This is a genomic window from Streptomyces sp. NPDC057302 (genome assembly GCF_042667685.1).
Lineage (GTDB): Bacteria > Actinomycetota > Actinomycetes > Streptomycetales > Streptomycetaceae > Streptomyces.
Genome location: NZ_JBHUZJ010000128.1, coordinates 1 through 16718, shown reverse-complemented (window position 1 = coordinate 16718; position 16718 = coordinate 1). Strand labels below are relative to the sequence as shown.

Here is a 16718-nt window from a genome sequence, read left to right as displayed (position 1 = left end):
CTCATCTACCGGAAGCCAACCGGTAGATGAGGGCGGGCCTTCGTGTGCGATCAGCCGGCCGCCACAGTCAGCGGCGCGAAACGGCGGGTCCAGTCGCCGGGGAGCTCCGGGACGCCGTACGTCATCACGGCATTGAAGGCGATGGGCGCGAGGCCCCGCTCCTTCACCCAGGCGAGCAGTTCTTCATGGCGTACGTCGATGTCGGTGCGCAGCGGCCGGTCCGAGCCCTCGGCGAGCGAGGCGATCAGGGCCTTTGCCGTCTCCGTGTCCCGGGCGATCAGGGGGCCGATGACATGGGTCTCCATGTTCGGCCAGGCGCCCGCGTAGCCGGTGATCGTGCCGTCCGCCTCCGCGACCCGCAGCTGGTCGACGAAGGCCGGAAGCCGGGTGAGCACGTGGGTGCGGTCGAGGCCGAAGACCTCGGTGTCGAGACGGACCAGCGCGGACAGGTCCTCCGCGGTCGCCGGGCGGGTGGTGACGTCCGGCAGTGTGCCGCCGGGGCTGAAGTGGCCGCGGACCATTTCGGCGCGGCCGGTGGTCTTGAATCCGAGCTGCTCGTAGAGGGGGCGACCGCTCGGCGTCGCGTGGAGGGTGAGCGGAGTGGTGCCCGCTCCCTCGACGACGTAGCGCATCAGACGACGGCCGAGGCCCTTGCGGGCGTGCCGTTCGGCGATGAGGACCATGCCGATCGCTCCGAGGCCGGGGCGCTCCTGAGGGCCGTATTCGGTCACCACGCAGGCGGCGATGAGTCCGTCACCGTCGGGATCGTCGATGCCGTATCCGGTGCCGGCGGAGAGCAGCAGCCCCCATTTGTGCTCCTCGCGTGGCCAGCCGCGATCCTGCGAGAGGTCGGCGCAGGCGGTGAGATCGAGGCGGGTCAGCCGGCGGATGGGCAGTGCGGTGAGGGTAGGTGTCGACACTCGGCTCAGGCTGTCTGACGTACGTCCTTGGCGTCCACCGGTTTGTGGGCAGAAGCACGTCGGATTTGGTCACGTTGCTTCCGGCCACGACGGGTCAGGCCCCAGGGCTTGAGGAGCGAGATGACCATCATGAAGAGATAGGCGCTCAGCGAGACGATGGGTCCGGCGATCAGGTCGGCCGGATCCGTCACGGGGGAGCCCGCGGACACGGTGGCGACCGTGTCGTCGATGCCGGGACGCAGCGCGAAGGCCGTGGCGGCGGTGGTGGCCAGGGTCAGCCAGAACTTGGTGTAGACCCAGCGGTGCTTTGCGAGGCCCCAGGGAGTCCCGAGGGACAGCAGTAGACCGCTTAGCAGCGTGAGCAGCGCCAGGGGGAGCACCAGCCAGTCCGAGAAGAGCTTCATGGAGCGGGCGGCGGCTTCGGTGGTCGGGGCGGAGCCCGTGGTGAGGGCCGCGAAGGCGAGCGCGAGCAGACCGAGCGTGAGCCCGAGCCAGCCGGCGGCGGCGGTGACATGGACGACGAGGGTGGCCCGGCGAGCGGGGCGGCTTAGTTTCACGTGAAACACGGTGCCGGGAGCGGGGGCCGATGGCGTCTTACAGCGGGAGTAACCGTGGGTACTAGCCTCGGCGTACATGGCACGCCTTCACCTCTTCGACCTGGACGGAACGCTGCTGCACGGCACGGCGGCGCCCGTGGAGATCTCGCGTCAGCTCGGCCTCGAAGCGGAGATCGCGGAGCTGGAACGGGAGTTCGTGGCGCTGCGGATCGACTCGCCGCAGTACGCGGTCCGTGTGCGCGCCCTGTGGGCGGAACTCACGGACGCGCAGGTCACAGCGGCTTTCGAGGGGGCGCCGTGGCTGATGGGGATCCGTGAGACCTGGGCCGAGATCCGAGAGGGAGGCGACTACTGCGCGGTGATCTCGCTGTCGCCGTCATTCTTCGTGGAGCGGCTGCTCGCCTGGGGTGCGCATGCCGCGTATGGATCGGTTTTCCCCTCCGTGCCGTTCACCGAGCCGGTGGATCCGACGGGCATTCTCAGTGCCGCGGCCAAGGTGAAGATCGCGAACCGGCTCTGTGAAGAGTTCGGGGTGGGGCGGTCCGATTGCGTCGCTTATGGTGACTCGCTCTCGGACCTGGAGCTGTTCGGAGCGGTGCCTGTTTCGGTCGCCGTCAATGCGGATCAGCGGCTGGCCGGGCTCGCCACCCACTCTTATGTCGGGCGGGATCTGCGTAAGGCGTATGAATTGGTGCGCCGCGCCTGGTAATTGGAGCAATTGACGTGCGCAGGCCGCTGAATTCCCGGTGGAGTACGGCGGGACTTGTGCCCCGGGCGGCTGCCGGTATGGTCGAGTCCGGTTCGGGCCGGGTGCATCTCAGCGCACCCCTGGGGGGCACGGGCGGAGGTCAACGCAGCCTAACGGGGCGAAGAGATCGAAGACCTGAACTTCCCGTTATGCGACCGGGGTAGTGGTGAGGGATGGGACGCTGCGGTGAGATGACTGCGGGCAATGTCACATTTACTTCCTACTTGTCCGTAGGGTCCGGTAATCCAAGGTTCAATGTGGCCACATTGGCTGTCGAGGCAGAGCGGGGAAAGTAAGCGGCTTCCTACAGGGAAGTGCACGGACCGACTGAGAGATGTTCGAGGCGAGGCACAGCATGGACGCTCCGACCACCACGTCGGCGGGTAACGGCACTTCCGGCGACACCGGCGGTGGAGGCGGTTGGTTCACCCCGCGCAAGGCGCCGAAGCCGTCGGAGGGCGGCGAGCCGACCCAGACCGAGGCCGGTGAGCCCGAGGCGGTAGAGGGCCGCCGGGTGTCCGCCATACGCCCCCTGGGCAGGTCCGGCGGGCCCGCGTCCACGTCCGCTCCGGAGGCCCGGCCCGCGCCTGAACCCGAGCGCGCGGCCGAGGAGCGAATACCGGCAGCCCAGGTACCGGCAGCCCAGGAAGCGGCAGTACCGGCGCACGCCCCGGCCGCGCCGCAGGGCGCCCCCCAGGCCCGGTCCCAGGACCAGAACCTCCCCCAGGGCCAGAACCACCCTCAGGACCAGAACCACGCCCGCGCCCAGGACCAGGCCCCGGCATCACACCCCGAGCCGCACCCCGAGCGCGTACCGGAGCCACGGAAGCCCTCCCCCACGGGTTCCCCCGACGCGATCCGCGTCCAGCGCACGATGGCCGAAATAGGCCCCGTCGCCGACAAGGTGACGTCGTACTTCTACGCACTGCTCTTCACCCGCCACCCCGACCTGCGCCCGCTGTTCCCCGCGGCGATGGACACCCAGCGCGACCGGCTGCTCAAGGCGCTGCTGACCGCGGCCGAGCACATCGACCACGCCGACGTACTCACCGCGTATCTGAAGAACCTCGGCCGCGGACACCGCAAGTACGGCACCCGGCCCGAGCACTACCCGGCCGTCGGCGAGTGCCTGATCGGCTCGCTCAGCCGGTACGCGAGCGCGGTCTGGGACGAGGAGACCGAGGCCGCCTGGGTCCGGACGTACACGACCATCTCCCAGATCATGATCGACGCGGCTGCCGCCGATGAACTGCGCGCCCCGGCCTGGTGGTTCGCCGAGGTCGTCTCGCACGACCTGAGAACGCCTGACATCGCTGTCGTCACCGTCCGCCCCGACCAGCCCTATCCCTTCCTGGCGGGCCAGTACACGAGCCTGGAGACGCCTTGGTGGCCGCGGATCTGGCGGCACTACTCGTTCGCATCGGCACCGCGCTCCGACGGGCTGCTCTCCTTCCACGTGAAGGCCGTCCCCGCGGGCTGGGTCTCCAACGCCCTGGTGCACCACGCACGGCCGGGTGACGTCCTGCGTCTTGGCGCGCCCGCGGGTTCGATGACCGTCGACCACACCACCGACAGCGGCTTGCTCTGTCTGGGCGGCGGTACGGGTATCGCCCCCATCAAGGCGCTCGTCGAGGACGTCGCCGAGCACGGCGAACGGCGTCCGGTCGAGGTCTTCTACGGCGCCCGCACCGACCACGACCTGTACGACATCGACACGATGCTGCGCCTCCAGCAGACCCACCCCTGGCTCTCGGTGCGCCCGGTCGTCGATGATCACGCCCAATTCCCGGACGCCGTGCGCGAGTACGGCCCCTGGAACGAGTACGACGCCTACCTCTCGGGCCCGCCCGGCATGATCCGCAGCGGTGTGGACGCGCTGCGGGACGTCGGTATCCCTGCCGGGCGGATCCGCCACGACTCCGTGGAGGAACTGGTGGCGGTAGCCGACTGACCGCAACGGTCCGTCAGTGCGATGTCGCCCAGGAGGAGATCAGCCCAGATCTGGGGCGTGCATCGCGCGTACGCCCTCGATGTTGCCGTCCAGATAGTGCCGCAGTGACAGCGGTACGAGATGGACCGAGGCGATCCCGACCCGGGTGAAGGGCACGTGGACGATCTCGTACTCGCCGCACGGCTCGTCCATCTCGGGGCCGTGCCGCAGCGAGAGGTCCATGGACTCCAGGCGGCAGACGAAGAAGTGCTGCACTTTGACGCCGGTCGCGCCGCCGTCCTCGCCGATGTGCTCGACGGTGTCCACGAAGCAGGGCACCACGTCGGAGATCTTGGCGCCGAGCTCCTCGTGCACCTCACGATGGAGCGCGTCGACGACAGTCGCGTCCTCCGGCTCCACCCCGCCACCGGGAGTGAGCCAGTAGGGATCGACGCCGGGCTTGGTCCGCTTGATCAGGACCAGGTCGTCGCCATCGAGCAGGACGGCGCGTGCGGTGCGCTTGACCACGGGTCGGACGGTCATGGGAGAAATGTGGCCCGGACTGTTCCACGTGAAACATCGTGAACCAGTCGGAGTCCCGCTCAAGCCCAGTCGACGGCAGCACGCAGCAGCCACTCGTGCGCCCGCGCGATGTGCGGCATCGCGAGTGTGCCGGTGCGTACGACGAGGAAATACGTGCGCAGCGGGGGCACCACGGGGTCCAGCAGGGCCACGACCTCGCCACTTCTCAGAGCGGGCGCACAGAGATAGCGCGGCAGCACGGCGAGGCCGGCCCCGGTGGCGACGCAGGCGAGCACCGCCCGCAGGTCCGGAACAATGACGGTGCCCGATGCGGCCGGACGGGTGTCGAAGACGGCGGCCCAGTAGCGGGCGACCAGTGGCAGCGACTCGTGCACCTCGACCACCGGCAGGTTCTCGAGCGCGGATGCACCCTTGCGGCGCAGCTTGCCGGGGCCGATACGGGCGGCCAGGAGCGGGCCCGCGACCAGGACGTGCTCCTCGTCGCAGAGAGGCGTCGCGGTGAGCAGCGCGCCGCGCGGCTGAGCCGTGGTGATGGCCAGGTCGTGGTGCCCGGCGGAGAGCCCTTCGAGGACCTCCTCCGCGTTGCCGAAGGAGGCACGCAGCGCGAAGCCGTGTCCGTCCTGCCCGGTCAGTGCGGTGAGAGCGGGTAGCGCGCGGGCCGCGGTGAACTCCGAAGGCCCCGCGAGGTGGAGGGTGCGTACGGAGGAGTCCTTCTCGAGCCCCGTCTCGGCGATCTCCACCAGGGCATCGAGATGCGGCGCGGCCTTGTGGGCGAGCTCGTCCCCGATGGTCGTGGGAGTCACGCCACGCGCCTGGCGCAGGAACAGGGGGCGGCCCAGCTGCCGTTCGAGGGTCCGTATCTGCGAGGTGACCGCGGGCTGGGAGAGGCCGAGCAGGGCGGCGGCGCGGGTGAAGGAACCGGCCCGGTGCACGGTCACGAACGTGCGCAGCAGGGCCAGATCCACGGCGGTGCCCTCCCCTCCCGGCCCTCGGGTCGGGAGCAACTATAAATATGTCGATAGGTCTCTGTCGCTACTGTGATTGGACACTGACACAGAGTCAACTAGCCTTGTGTGCGCGGTTCTTCGCGCGCAGAACCGGAACGGTCCGAGCCACGAGGGGGAGGCTCGGACCGTTCGTTGTGCGTAGCCCGGTACTAGCCGGGAGCGGTCGGCACGCGCTCAGGGCCGTTGGCTCGCGGACTCCGCCAGCGCGCGCAGCACATCCGTGACCAGGTCATCGGTGTCCTCGGACCCGGCGGACAGGCGGATGAAGCCTTCCGCGACGGCGTCCCCACCCCAGCGGCCACGCCGTTCCGCGGTGGAACGCACCCCGCCGAAGCTCGTCGCGTCGTCCACGAGACGCAGTGCGTCGAGGAAACGATCGGCACGCGTGCGTGAGGGCAGGGTGAAGGAGACCACGCACCCGAAGCGCCGCATCTGCTGTGAGGCGATCTTGTGCGAGGGGTCGTCCGGCAGCCCCGGATAGCGAAGCCCGGTCACTTCGTCGTGGCCGCGCAACGCCTCGGCGAGGGCCAGGGCGTTGGTGTTCTGGCGCTCGGCGCGCAGCTGGAGCGTGGCCAGCGAGCGATGCGCGAGCCAGGCCTCCATCGGCCCCGGGATGGCCCCGACGATCTTGCGCCAGCGCCGCACGGCAGCGGTCAGCTCGGCGTCGCGGCAGGCAACGTACCCAAGGAGGATGTCGCCGTGGCCGGTGAGCATCTTGGTGCCGCTGGCCACGGAGAAGTCCGCGCCGAGTTCGAGGGGGCGCTGGCCGAGCGGCGTGGCCAGGGTGTTGTCGACCGCCACCAGGGCTCCACGCGCGTGTGCCGCGTCGGCTAGACGCCGCACGTCACACACGTCGAGGCCCGGGTTCGACGGAGTCTCGATCCACAGCAGCTTGGCGCCGTCCAGGACATCTAGCTGCGCGTCTCCGCCGGTCGGGGCGGTGCGCACCTCGATGCCGTACGCGGTGAGCTGCTCCCTGACCAGGGGCAGCGCCTGATAGCCGTCGTCCGGCAGGACCACCGCGTCGCCGGCGCGCAGCTGCGAGAAGAGCACCGCAGAGATGGCGGCCATACCGGAGGCGAAGACCAGGGTCTCGACGCCTGGGCCTGCGGCCCCCTCGCTCCCCTCGCCCGACGCCTCGTCCGGCAACTCGTCCGGGGCCTCGAGCTCGCCGATGGCCTGTTCGAGGAGTGTCCAGGTCGGGTTGTCGTCCCGCCCGTAGGTGTACGGCCCGGTGGGGTCGCCCGGCAGGTGGAAGTGCGCGGCGAACACCGGCCCCGGGAGGGTCGGCTCGTGCTTCACGGGCTCGGGGAGACCGGCCCGCACGGCTCTCGTGCCGTCGCCCATCCCGGTGCGGGTTCCCGCGCCGGTGCCAGATCCGGTGCCAGGACCGGTACCTGCCCCGCTACCTGCGGATATCGCTGCGGAGTCCGTCATGCCGCCCGCCTTCCCTTGCTTCACGTACGGCGTCGAGCAGACCGTCGCTCGCCGCCTCCACCATTCTCAGGCACACGTCGAACCCGTCGTCATCCCCGTAGTACGGGTCGGGGACGTCCAGGTCGCCCAGTCCCGCGGCCACGGGGTCGTACGAGCGCAGCAGCCGCACCTTGTCCGCGTCGGCAGGTGTCGGCGCGAGGCGGCGCAGGGTCCGGTAGTGGCCGGAGTCCAGGGCGATCACCAGGTCGAGCCGGGAGAACCAGGAGACCTGGAAACGGCGTGCCACGTGCTCGCTCTCGTAGCCGGCCGCCGCCAGGACGGAGACGGTGCGCGGATCCGCGCCGTCCCCTTCGTGCCAGCCGTCCGTGCCCGCGCTGTCCACCTGGACCAGTTCGCCGAGCCCGGCCTCGCCGACCCGCGCGCGGAAGACGTGTTCGGCCATGGGGGACCGGCAGATGTTGCCGGTGCAGACGAAACACACGGAGAAGGCCGTGGAGGGGGCCACGGAAGGGACCGTGGAAGGGGCCGTGGAGGAGGCCATGGGGCGGGCTCAGTCCTTGTCGTCGGGCAGGACGACGTTCATCGCCCAGGACACGATCGAGATGATCAGGCCGCCCAGAACGGCGGTCCAGAACCCGTCGACGTGGAAACTCAGGTCGAACTTGTCGGCAAGCCACGAGGTCAGCAGCAGCATCAGGGCGTTGACCACGAGCGTGATCAGGCCGAGGGTCAGGATGAACAGCGGGAAGGTGAGCACCTTCACGATCGGCTTGACCAGGAAGTTCACCAGGCCGAAGAGCAGTGCGACAACGATCAGCGTGAGCGTCTTCTTGCCCGTGTTGTCGCCGGTCAGGGTGATCTTGTCGAGGAGCCACACGGCGACGGCCAGGGCCGCCGCGTTGGCGATCGTCTTGACTACGAAATTCTTCATGTGTCTGATCGTTGCAGACGGACGGCCAGAGCGGTCGGCTCGCGAGCTGGGGCAAGGGGCGTACGAGGACGATGAAGGCATTCCGGCTGGATGAACTGGAGACGGAGCGCGCCGCGAACGACGGTGCGTATCTGCAGTTTCTGCGCGAGCGGAACATGTCGGTGGGGCTGTACGCGCTCGACGCCGGGGAGTCGGATCCGCAGCAGCCGCATCAGCAGGACGAGGTGTACATGATCGTCAGCGGCCGGGCGTCGATCACGGTCGGCATGGAGACCACCCAAGTCGCGCGCGGCAGTGTCGTGTACGTGCCGGCGGGGGTCGCCCACAAGTTCCACCACATCAGCGAGGACCTGCGGGTGCTCGTCGTCTTCTCTCCGCCGGAGGGCTGATCCGCACCCTCTGATGGGCCTGTCCTCTACGCCGGAGGGCTGACTTCTCAGGGCTGCGACCTCGGGGTTCCCTAGGGGGCGGATCAGGGGAGGACAAGGGACGCGAGGCCCCCGTCGGGCCCTCCGCCGCCCTAGCATCGAATGCAAGAAGTAGGACGGATGCGGAGAGAGGTAAGGACGATGGCAGCGCAGGAGATCTTCTCGGGATTGCCGTGGTGGGTGAAGTGGATCGCGGTGCCGGTCATCGCCCTGGTCGTGTTCGGCGGTTTGATAGCGAGCGTCGTGGGATTCGTGGTCGGCCTGTTGTTCAAGGCACTGATTTTCGTGGCGCTGGTCGGCGGACTCATCTACGTCGTACGGAAGTTCATATCCGGCTCGACGTCTTCGCGCGGCGACTGGTGATTTCTCGCAACAGTTCGCTCGGGTGGGGGAAGTTTCCCGGTGCGCGGGCTTAGGCCGTCGGCCAGCGGTTAGAGTCCGAAAACCGACGCGGGGTGAGCCCCGCTCGGGCGCACTGCGCTCCCACCCGTGTATCCCGGGCACGGGCGGAACCCCCACGCGTTTCGGGAGTGAACCTTGGCCACGGTCGACGCCACACCCGCCGACACCTCCTCCAACGACCCCTCGTTCGGGCCACAGCCGATCGTCACGGCGACAACTGCCGCCGCGCCGACCCTCATTGGCTCGGTACAGCGGGCGATGCGGTTGCTGGAAGCCGCTTCCGCACATCAGGAGGGCGCGCCTGCCAAGCAGTTGGCCCGGGAGGCAGGGCTAGCGCTGCCCACGGCCTACCACCTGCTGCGCACGCTGACGCACGAGGGCTATCTGCGCCGGGACAAGGGCGTGTTCGTGCTCGGCGAGGCGGCTGAGCGGCTGAGCGCGAGCGGGGCGCAGCAGAATCGTCGCGGCATGATCGGCGAAGCCCTGGAGCACTGGCGTGACGCCATCGGGGTGCCGGTGTATTTCGCCGTCTACCGCGAAGGCGAGATCGAGGTCGTGGCTGTGGCGGACACGCCGGGGAATCCGGCGGTGGAGGAGTGGGCCGACTTCCGCGAGACAGGACACGCCCACGCGATCGGGCAGTGTCTGCTCGCCCAACTCGACGACGAGCGGCGTCAGGACCACCTCTCCCGCTATCCGGTGCAGTCGATCACTCCGTACTCGGTCCGTGACGACCGGAGTTTTCTGCGCCGCCTGGAGGGGATGGGCCGGATGGAGCCCGTGGTGGAGCGTCAGGAGTACGCGTTGGGCACGGTCTGCGCCGCGATTCCGATCACTGCGGGCAACACGGCGGCCACCATGGCGATTTCCGTGCCCGCTTATCAAGCAGATCGGCTACTACCTGCAGCGGAACGGTTGCAGAATGAGCTCGGGAGGCTACTGGGGACACTTGCCTTCTCTATCAGCATCTGAAAACTCACTCCTTGTGATCTGATGTGTACGTTAAGCAAGATGCCATGAGTGTCAGGGAGTTGGTTCCTGGCCAGTCGAGCTTTAGCGACGGGGTAGGCGGGCGATGCGCGAGTCGGTCCAGGCAGAGGTCATGATGAGCTTCCTCGTTTCCGAGGAGCTGTCGTTTCGCATCCCGGTGGAGCTGCGTTACGAAAGCGGTGATCCCTACGCCGTCCGGCTGACCTTCCACCTCCCCGGGGACGCCCCTGTGACCTGGGCTTTCGGGCGGGAGCTGCTGGTCGACGGGGTGGGCGGGGCGTGTGGCGACGGGGATGTGCACATCGCGCCCACCGATCCCGAGCTGCTCGACGAGGCGCTGATCAGGCTTCAGGTCGGTTCGGACCAGGCGCTCTTCCGGGTGGGGATCCCGCCGCTGCTCGCTTTCCTGGACCGTACGGACAAGCTGGTTCCGCTGGGGCAGGAGCGGGCGCTCGCCGACCTGGAGACGCATCTGGACGAGGCGCTGGACCGGATCCTCGCCGAGGAGCAGAGCGCGGGTTGACCTCCGCGAGCCGAAGGGCCAAGCCGACGGCAGATTGCTGCATTTCGTGGCATCCAAGGCTCAGGCCTTGCGGCGCCGGCCTTTTCCGCTACGGCTCTGCTTGGCTGCCGGGGTGGCGCCGCTTCCGGGGTGGGCCGAGCCTCCCGTCCGGACCGCGGCGGCCGCCGGGGTCGAACGGTCGGCCGAGACCACCAGGGCCGCGAGCGCGGTAGTCACCGGTACCGAGGCGACCAGGCCGATCGAGCCGACCAGGGTGCGCACGATCTCCTCGGCCACCAGCTCACTGTTGGCCACCGTGCCCACGCTGCTCTGCGCGATCGAGAAGAGCAGCAGCAGGGGCAGCGCCGCGCCCGCGTAGGCCAGGACGAGGGTGTTGACGACCGAGGCGATGTGATCGCGGCCGATGCGGATGGCCGCGCCGTACAGACCGCGCCAGCCCATCGTGGGGTTGGCCTGGTGCAGTTCCCAGACGGCGGACGTCTGCGTCACCGTCACGTCGTCCAGCACGCCGAGCGAGCCGATGATGACACCGGCGAGCAGCAGGCCGCTCATGTCGATGGACGGATACAGGCCGTGGATCAGGCCCGTGTTGTCGTCCGTGTTGCCCGTCAGCGATGCCCAGCCGATGAAGAGCGAGCCGAGGAGGCCGATGAGGAGCAGCGAGATCAGCGTGCCCAGGACCGCGACCGATGTTCGTGCCGTCAGACCGTGGCACAGGTAGAGCGCGATCAGCATGATGGCGCTGGCCCCGATCACCGCCACGACCAGCGGGTTCGAGCCCTGAAGGATCGCGGGCAGGATGAAGAACGTCAGGACCAGGAAGCTCAACGCCAGGGCGATCAGGGCCATGAGGCCGCGCAGCCGTCCCACCACGACGACGGCGAGCGCGAAGATCCCGGCGAGCAGCGCCATGGGGAACTTCCGGTTCACGTCGGTGACCGAGTACTGCAGCGCCTCGGGGGCCGTGGGCTCGTAGGCGACCACCACCTGCTGGCCCTGGCGCAACTGCCGCGGTGAGTCCGGCTGGACGATCTCGGTGAAGGTGCGGCCCTTGTCGTTGCCGCTGGTCACCTCGATCGTCGCCTTCTTGCAGACGCCCTTCGCACGGGACTGCGCGGACTGTCCCTCGGCGGTGGAGGTGTCGCCGTTCGGCGGGGTCTGCGAGGCGTTCACGTCCTTGCAGGGGAGTTCTCGCACCTTCGTCACGTCGGCCGACTGGGTCTGCCGGTCGAAGCCGACGCCGGTGCGCGCGTGGTCGGGTGCGCCGCCGGGCCAGAACACCGCGAGCCCCACGACGACCGCCGTGGCGAAAGGAATCAGCACGGCGGCGATGACCTTGCGCAGATGCTTGGAGACGGGCGCGGCCGGACCATGGCTGTGGGAGTGGCCATGCGGGTCCGGCGGCACGTTCGGGGCGGGCGGCTGGGACGGCGGCTCAGTGGTGGTCACTGCCCGATCATCGCAAGAACGGAGGGGGCCCTCTGTTCAGCGCGCCCGATAGGACGCTAGCGTGGAGCCACCTTTGCAATCGCGGGAGCTCGGAGCACCGGGCTGAGAGGGCGCTGACCTCCGTACGAAGCGGCACAAATAGTGCACGAGCCGTACGGAATTCGCTGCGTCGACCGCCGAACCTGTTACCGGGTAATGCCGGCGTAGGGAGTAGGTCTCATGACCGCAGCGGACGCACGCACGCCTGCCTCGAAGCAGAACCAGAGCGACGAGGCCGGGAAGTCCATCGGCTGGCACAAGGCGTATGTCGAGGGCTCGCGCCCCGACCTGCGGGTGCCGGTCCGCCAGGTGCACCTCACCAACGGCAAGGCCGTGACCCTGTACGACACTTCGGGTCCTTACACCGACGAGTCCATCGACACCGACGTCCGCAGGGGCCTCGCGCCCCTGCGCGAGAACTGGATCATCGCCCGCGGCGACACCGAGGAGTACACGGGCCGCCCGCCCCGCCCCGAGGACGACGGCATCAAGCACACCTCGCCGCGCGGGGGCCTGAAGAACCTCGACGCGGTCTTCCCCGGCCGCCCGCGCCAGCCGCGCAGGGGGCGCGCGGGCCAGGCGGTGACGCAGCTCGCGTACGCCCGCCGCGGTGAGATCACGCCCGAGATGGAGTTCATCGGGATCCGCGAGAACCTAGACCCCGAGGTCGTGCGCGCGGAGGTCGCCGCGGGCCGCGCGGTGATCCCCGCCAACGTCAACCACCCGGAGATCGAGCCGATGATCATCGGCAAGAAGTTCCTGGTGAAGGTGAACGCCAACATCGGCAACTCCGCGGTCACCTCCTCCATCGAGGAGGAGGTGGACAAGATGACCTGGGCGACCAAGTGGGGCGCCGACACGGTCATGGACCTGTCCACCGGGCGCAACATCCACACCACCCGCGAGTGGGTCCTGCGCAACTCCCCCGTCCCCATCGGGACCGTGCCGCTCTACCAGGCCCTGGAGAAGGTCGACGGCCAGGCCGAGGCGCTGACCTGGGACATCTACAAGGACACGGTCATCGAGCAGGCCGAACAGGGCGTGGACTACATGACGGTCCACGCGGGCGTGCGCCTTCCGTACGTCCCGCTGACCGCCAACCGCAAGACCGGCATCGTCTCGCGCGGTGGCTCGATCATGGCGGCCTGGTGCCTCGCGCACCACAAGGAGAGCTTCCTCTACGAGAACTTCGAGGAGCTCTGCGAGATCCTCGCGTCCTACGACGTGACGTACTCGCTCGGCGACGGACTGCGCCCCGGTTCGATCGCGGACGCCAACGACGAGGCGCAGTTCGCCGAGTTGCGCACCCTCGGGGAACTCAACACGATCGCCAAGCGTCACAACGTACAGACGATGATCGAGGGCCCGGGGCACGTCCCGATGCACAAGATCAAGGAGAACATCGACCTTCAGCAGGAGATCTGCGAGGAGGCGCCGTTCTACACGCTGGGCCCGCTGACCACCGACATCGCGCCCGCGTACGACCACATCACCTCCGGCATCGGCGCCGCGATGATCGGCTGGTGGGGCACGGCGATGCTCTGCTACGTCACGCCCAAGGAGCACCTGGGCCTGCCCAACCGCGACGACGTGAAGACCGGCGTCATCACGTACAAGATCGCGGCCCACGCGGCGGACCTCGCCAAGGGGCACCCGGGCGCGCAGGACTGGGACGACGCGCTCTCGGACGCGCGCTTCGAGTTCCGCTGGGAGGACCAGTTCAACCTGGCCCTCGACCCCGTCACGGCTCGCGAGTTCCACGACGAGACGCTGCCCGCGGAGCCCGCGAAGACGGCGCACTTCTGCTCGATGTGCGGGCCGAAGTTCTGCAGCATGAAGATCTCGCACGACATCCGGCGTGAGCACGGCGGCACGCAGGACGAGATCGCGGCGGGCATGGACCAGAAGTCCAAGGAGTTCGCGGCAGCCGGAAACCGCGTGTACCTGCCGATCGCCGACTGACCGGCGCGGTGCGTGGCGCTTCGGGCGGGCTCCTACTGGTGCCCGCCCGAGGCGCCCTCGCGTCCTACTCCGGCTTGTGGTCGGGACCGCCGAAGTCCGGGCTCGAGAAGTCCGGGCTCGAGAAGCTCGGGCGCGGACCCGCCGCCGGGCCGCCGTCCGGGCTGCTGAATCCGGGCCTGTGGTAGCCGAGTTGAGGCATCCGGCTGCTGGGATCCGCCGACGGCGTACGGGCCGCGTGCGCCGCCGTACCCGGATCCGCCAGGGCCTCCCGCAGGAACGGCAGGAGGCCGCGCTCCAGGAGCGCCTCGCCCCAGGCTTCCCTGGCGCGGGCCACTTCCTCGTTCTGTTCGCCGTGCGAACCGGCCAGGAGCGAGGTGGAGCCGTTGCGCAGGGCGGTCAGGAGCAGGCCGATCGCGGCGATCAGGATGCCCCCTGCGGTGAGCGCGCCGAACAGCCATCCCGCGGTGAGCAGGGTGTCCGCGAAGGCGGGCTCGGGGTTGAGCATCTTCAGGATGTAGCCGACGAGCAGGAAGATCGCGGCGGCCGCCCCGGCGAGGACGGGCGCGAGCACCGCGACGACGGCGATGGCCCCCGCCCCGGAAGCCTGGGCGGTGACCTCTCCCATCGTCGTGGCGAGACCGAGGCCGCCGGAGCCGGCTTCCGCCGGTCCCTCGGGGCTCCGCTCCCTGATCGATGGTGCGGCAGATCCGCTGTCGCGCAGTTCTTCGCGGATCTTCACATAGTGCGTGTACTCGGTCGTGGCGGCGGCCGTGATCAGCGCGGTGGCGTTCAGCGCCATCGTGCGCAGCTGTTCGGGATTGAGCCGCTCGCCCATTGCGGCGAGATCAGGACGGTTCGGTGCGGTGCGCAGCGCCTCATCAAGGATCCGCTCGTACTCGGGGCGGTCCTCATTGAGCAGGTGTGGAGCGCTGTTCATGTGCATCCCCCGATGCTCCGTAGGGCTTGGGAGCTCGCATGGCTGCGAGCCGTCGGGCAGAAACGGAGGGGAGCCTGCTACGGATAAGCCGATGGTAGAGCCGTGACGGCACGCGGTGACAGGGGGTTTCCAGAAAAAGGCCCCTTGGCCTGCGTGATCGTGTAGGGGTGCACCTGCCCCAGGAACGCTCAGTTATCCAGGGGTAGTTGGCAGACCAGCAGCTTTCCGGCCATGGTCACGCCGCCGTCCATGGCGATGGCCAGTCCGCCTGCGTAGATGTGCGGCCCCTCGATGACGGGTCCGCCGCCGTCCGAGTCATCCTCCGAGCCGACATCGCCGAGCAGATACGGGATGGGGCTGTGGCCATGCACGACGCGATGGCCGCCGTACATGTCGAGGAGTTCGCGTACGGCAGAGGGGCCCGACTCGTCGCGGAAGGCGAAGCGCTTGGTGAACTTCCGGAAGAGGTCCCAGCACTCGTCCGCGTCGTTGCGCGTGAGGGTCTCGCGGACCGTGTCGTTCACGGCTTCGATCGAGTCGCCGTAATCCAGATAGACGGTCGTGTCGGAGTGCATCAGGAGATGCCCGTCCTCCGACTCGATCGCGTCCAGGCGGGCCATCCACTGCAGATGGTGGTCCTCGAGGCGCTCCATGTCGGTCTTCTGGCCGCCGTTCAGGAGCCAGGCGGCCTGGAAGGTGGCCGTGCCCGCGCCCGAGTTGACCGGGGTGTCGCCGAACCGCTTCGCGCCGAGCAGGAGCAGCTCGTGGTTGCCCATCAGGGCCTTGCAGTAGCCGCCCGCGGCGGCGGCCTGCGCGGAAAGGCGCATCACGAGGTCGATGACGCCGATGCCGTCCGGGCCACGGTCGGTGAAGTCGCCGAGGAACCACAGGCGCGCGTTGCCCGCGGACCAGTCGCCCTCGGCGTCGATGAGGCCCTGCTCCTGGAGCGCGCCGAGCAGCTCGTCCAGATAGCCGTGCACATCGCCCACGACGAACAGCGGGCCGTGTTCCTCGGACGCCGGCGCCTGCGGAGGCTCGGGCATGGCCTGCACCTCCACTTGCACGGTGTCGCCGCGGTTGATGACGGGCAGGTCGCGCTGGGTGGGGGTGTAGCCGTCGTCCGTCGCCACAGGGGTGTCCCCCGGGGCGCCCGGAGCCGCCATACCCGCCGAACCCCCCTGGACCGGACCGGTCTCATGGACGTACGCCGGAACGCGGAAGTCGCGCAACGTCGCCGTCCGCACATCGGGTCCCTGACCGGCCCCCTGAGTCATCGACCCCTCCACCACCATTGCGCCGCATCTGCACCGAGATCGGACTGCTTGGTCGCAGCGGCCCGCGGTGTCGTCCGCCCATCATAGGAATGCGGCTCGCGCTGTGTGGTGCACCAGGGGTGGTGAATCAGTGCTGAACCCCAGTTCACCGAGGTTTTCTCCCGAATTGGGTAGGGGTTTCCCCACAGATCACGGCCGGGCCGTTCCGGGCGGTCCCGGTTGACGGGGGTTCTCCCCGCCGAGCGGCCCGCTCAACCGGGTCCGGGTGAGCGGGGTGGGCTGACCGTCGTACGCGGTGGACGTCGCTGGGATGAGGTGCGCACGATCAGCTCCGTCGGTATCACCTGCTCGACGGGGCGGCCCGAGTCCAGGCCTTCGATGGCGTCGATGAGGAGTTGGACGACGGCGGTGCCGATGCGTCGTGGTTTGAGCGAGAGCGTGGTGATGGGCGGTTCGGTGGTGGCGTAGACGGTGGACTCGCTGCAGCACACGAGCAGCAGGTCGTCCGGCACGCGTAGTCCGTAGCGGCGGGCGGCTGCGAGGAGATCGGTGCCGTTGGGGTCGAAGAGGCCGTAGACGGCGTCGGGCCGGTCGGGTCTGGCGAGCAGCCGGTCGGCCGCGACGGCGCCCGCACACGGGTC

18 protein-coding genes and 1 riboswitch are annotated in these 16718 nt (G+C 69.0%); of the genes, 7 read left to right on the top strand and 11 right to left on the bottom strand.

Translation table 11 applies throughout. The features are described 5' to 3' along the window. Positions 1 to 50: 50 nt before the first annotated feature. Positions 51 to 920 (bottom strand): GNAT family N-acetyltransferase, encoded by an 870-nt coding sequence (locus tag ACFUPX_RS42255; RefSeq protein WP_383334731.1) that lies wholly within the window; start codon positions 918 to 920, stop codon positions 51 to 53. A gap of 5 nt (positions 921 to 925) precedes the next feature. Beyond that, positions 926 to 1477: a DUF2269 domain-containing protein gene (locus tag ACFUPX_RS42250; RefSeq protein ID WP_383334729.1), complete on the bottom strand. Its 552-nt coding sequence runs from the start codon at positions 1475 to 1477 to the stop codon at positions 926 to 928. A 76-nt stretch (positions 1478 to 1553) separates the two neighbouring features. On the opposite strand from ACFUPX_RS42250, the gene ACFUPX_RS42245 reads away from it, so the two are divergent. Beyond that, the gene (locus tag ACFUPX_RS42245; protein ID WP_383334727.1) at positions 1554 to 2186 is read left to right on the top strand and encodes an HAD family hydrolase; all 633 of its coding nucleotides are present in this window, start codon (positions 1554 to 1556) and stop codon (positions 2184 to 2186) included. Positions 2187 to 2580: 394 nt separating this feature from the next. After that, positions 2581 to 4176: a globin domain-containing protein gene (locus tag ACFUPX_RS42240; RefSeq protein ID WP_383334725.1), complete on the top strand. Its 1596-nt coding sequence runs from the start codon at positions 2581 to 2583 to the stop codon at positions 4174 to 4176. 39 nt (positions 4177 to 4215) lie between these two features. On the opposite strand, the gene ACFUPX_RS42235 is transcribed toward ACFUPX_RS42240, so the two are convergent. The 5 genes from ACFUPX_RS42235 to ACFUPX_RS42215 all read right to left on the bottom strand — a co-directional run bounded on the left by ACFUPX_RS42235 (position 4216) and on the right by ACFUPX_RS42215 (position 8073). Beyond that, positions 4216 to 4698, bottom strand: a complete 483-nt coding sequence (locus tag ACFUPX_RS42235; RefSeq protein ID WP_383334723.1) for an NUDIX domain-containing protein — start codon at positions 4696 to 4698, stop codon at positions 4216 to 4218. A 59-nt stretch (positions 4699 to 4757) separates the two neighbouring features. Beyond that, entirely contained in the window at positions 4758 to 5663 is a 906-nt protein-coding gene (locus ACFUPX_RS42230; protein ID WP_383334721.1) for a LysR family transcriptional regulator, read from the bottom strand. A gap of 216 nt (positions 5664 to 5879) precedes the next feature. Next, positions 5880 to 7142 carry a cystathionine gamma-lyase gene (locus tag ACFUPX_RS42225; RefSeq protein WP_383334719.1) on the bottom strand — a complete coding sequence of 421 codons (1263 nt, stop codon included), beginning with the start codon at positions 7140 to 7142 and terminating at the stop codon, positions 5880 to 5882. Beyond that, on the bottom strand, positions 7111 to 7683 hold the full coding sequence (locus ACFUPX_RS42220; protein ID WP_383334717.1) for a low molecular weight protein-tyrosine-phosphatase: 573 nt from the start codon (positions 7681 to 7683) through the stop codon (positions 7111 to 7113). The genes ACFUPX_RS42225 and ACFUPX_RS42220 overlap by 32 nt, the downstream gene beginning before the upstream one ends. A 9-nt stretch (positions 7684 to 7692) precedes the next feature. Continuing rightward, positions 7693 to 8073, bottom strand: a complete 381-nt coding sequence (locus ACFUPX_RS42215) for a phage holin family protein (RefSeq protein ID WP_383334715.1) — start codon at positions 8071 to 8073, stop codon at positions 7693 to 7695. A gap of 71 nt (positions 8074 to 8144) precedes the next feature. Here ACFUPX_RS42215 and ACFUPX_RS42210 point away from each other — a divergent pair, with 71 nt between their 5' ends. The 4 genes from ACFUPX_RS42210 (at position 8145) to ACFUPX_RS42195 (ending at position 10416) form a co-directional block, all read left to right on the top strand. Then, positions 8145 to 8462 carry a cupin domain-containing protein gene (locus tag ACFUPX_RS42210; RefSeq protein ID WP_160506069.1) on the top strand — a complete coding sequence of 106 codons (318 nt, stop codon included), beginning with the start codon at positions 8145 to 8147 and terminating at the stop codon, positions 8460 to 8462. Positions 8463 to 8642: 180 nt separating this feature from the next. Next, positions 8643 to 8864 carry a DUF5326 family protein gene (locus ACFUPX_RS42205; protein WP_383334713.1) on the top strand — a complete coding sequence of 74 codons (222 nt, stop codon included), beginning with the start codon at positions 8643 to 8645 and terminating at the stop codon, positions 8862 to 8864. 297 nt (positions 8865 to 9161) lie between these two features. Beyond that, the gene (locus tag ACFUPX_RS42200) at positions 9162 to 9875 is read left to right on the top strand and encodes an IclR family transcriptional regulator (RefSeq protein ID WP_383334733.1); all 714 of its coding nucleotides are present in this window, start codon (positions 9162 to 9164) and stop codon (positions 9873 to 9875) included. Between the two features lie 103 nt (positions 9876 to 9978). Beyond that, positions 9979 to 10416, top strand: a complete 438-nt coding sequence (locus tag ACFUPX_RS42195; RefSeq protein WP_383334711.1) for an SsgA family sporulation/cell division regulator — start codon at positions 9979 to 9981, stop codon at positions 10414 to 10416. Positions 10417 to 10476: 60 nt separating this feature from the next. Here the strand turns inward: ACFUPX_RS42195 and ACFUPX_RS42190 are convergent, their stop codons facing one another. Further along, a complete protein-coding gene (locus tag ACFUPX_RS42190) occupies positions 10477 to 11865 on the bottom strand; it encodes a YibE/F family protein (RefSeq protein ID WP_383334709.1) in 1389 nt (462 codons plus the stop codon). 71 nt (positions 11866 to 11936) lie between these two features. Continuing rightward, positions 11937 to 12092, top strand: a riboswitch (TPP riboswitch). On the opposite strand from ACFUPX_RS42190, the gene thiC reads away from it, so the two are divergent. Continuing rightward, entirely contained in the window at positions 12085 to 13866 is a 1782-nt protein-coding gene (thiC, locus tag ACFUPX_RS42185) for a phosphomethylpyrimidine synthase ThiC (RefSeq protein WP_383334707.1), read from the top strand. It overlaps the preceding riboswitch by 8 nt. Positions 13867 to 13930: 64 nt before the next feature. Here the strand turns inward: thiC and ACFUPX_RS42180 are convergent, their stop codons facing one another. From ACFUPX_RS42180 to ACFUPX_RS42170, 3 genes are all read right to left on the bottom strand, one after another. Further along, positions 13931 to 14809, bottom strand: a complete 879-nt coding sequence (locus ACFUPX_RS42180; RefSeq protein WP_383334705.1) for a hypothetical protein — start codon at positions 14807 to 14809, stop codon at positions 13931 to 13933. A gap of 182 nt (positions 14810 to 14991) precedes the next feature. Further along, positions 14992 to 16077 (bottom strand): metallophosphoesterase, encoded by a 1086-nt coding sequence (locus ACFUPX_RS42175; RefSeq protein WP_383334703.1) that lies wholly within the window; start codon positions 16075 to 16077, stop codon positions 14992 to 14994. A gap of 251 nt (positions 16078 to 16328) precedes the next feature. Further along, on the bottom strand, positions 16329 to 16718 hold a 390-nt coding region (locus tag ACFUPX_RS42170; protein ID WP_383334701.1), incomplete at its 5' end, for a substrate-binding domain-containing protein.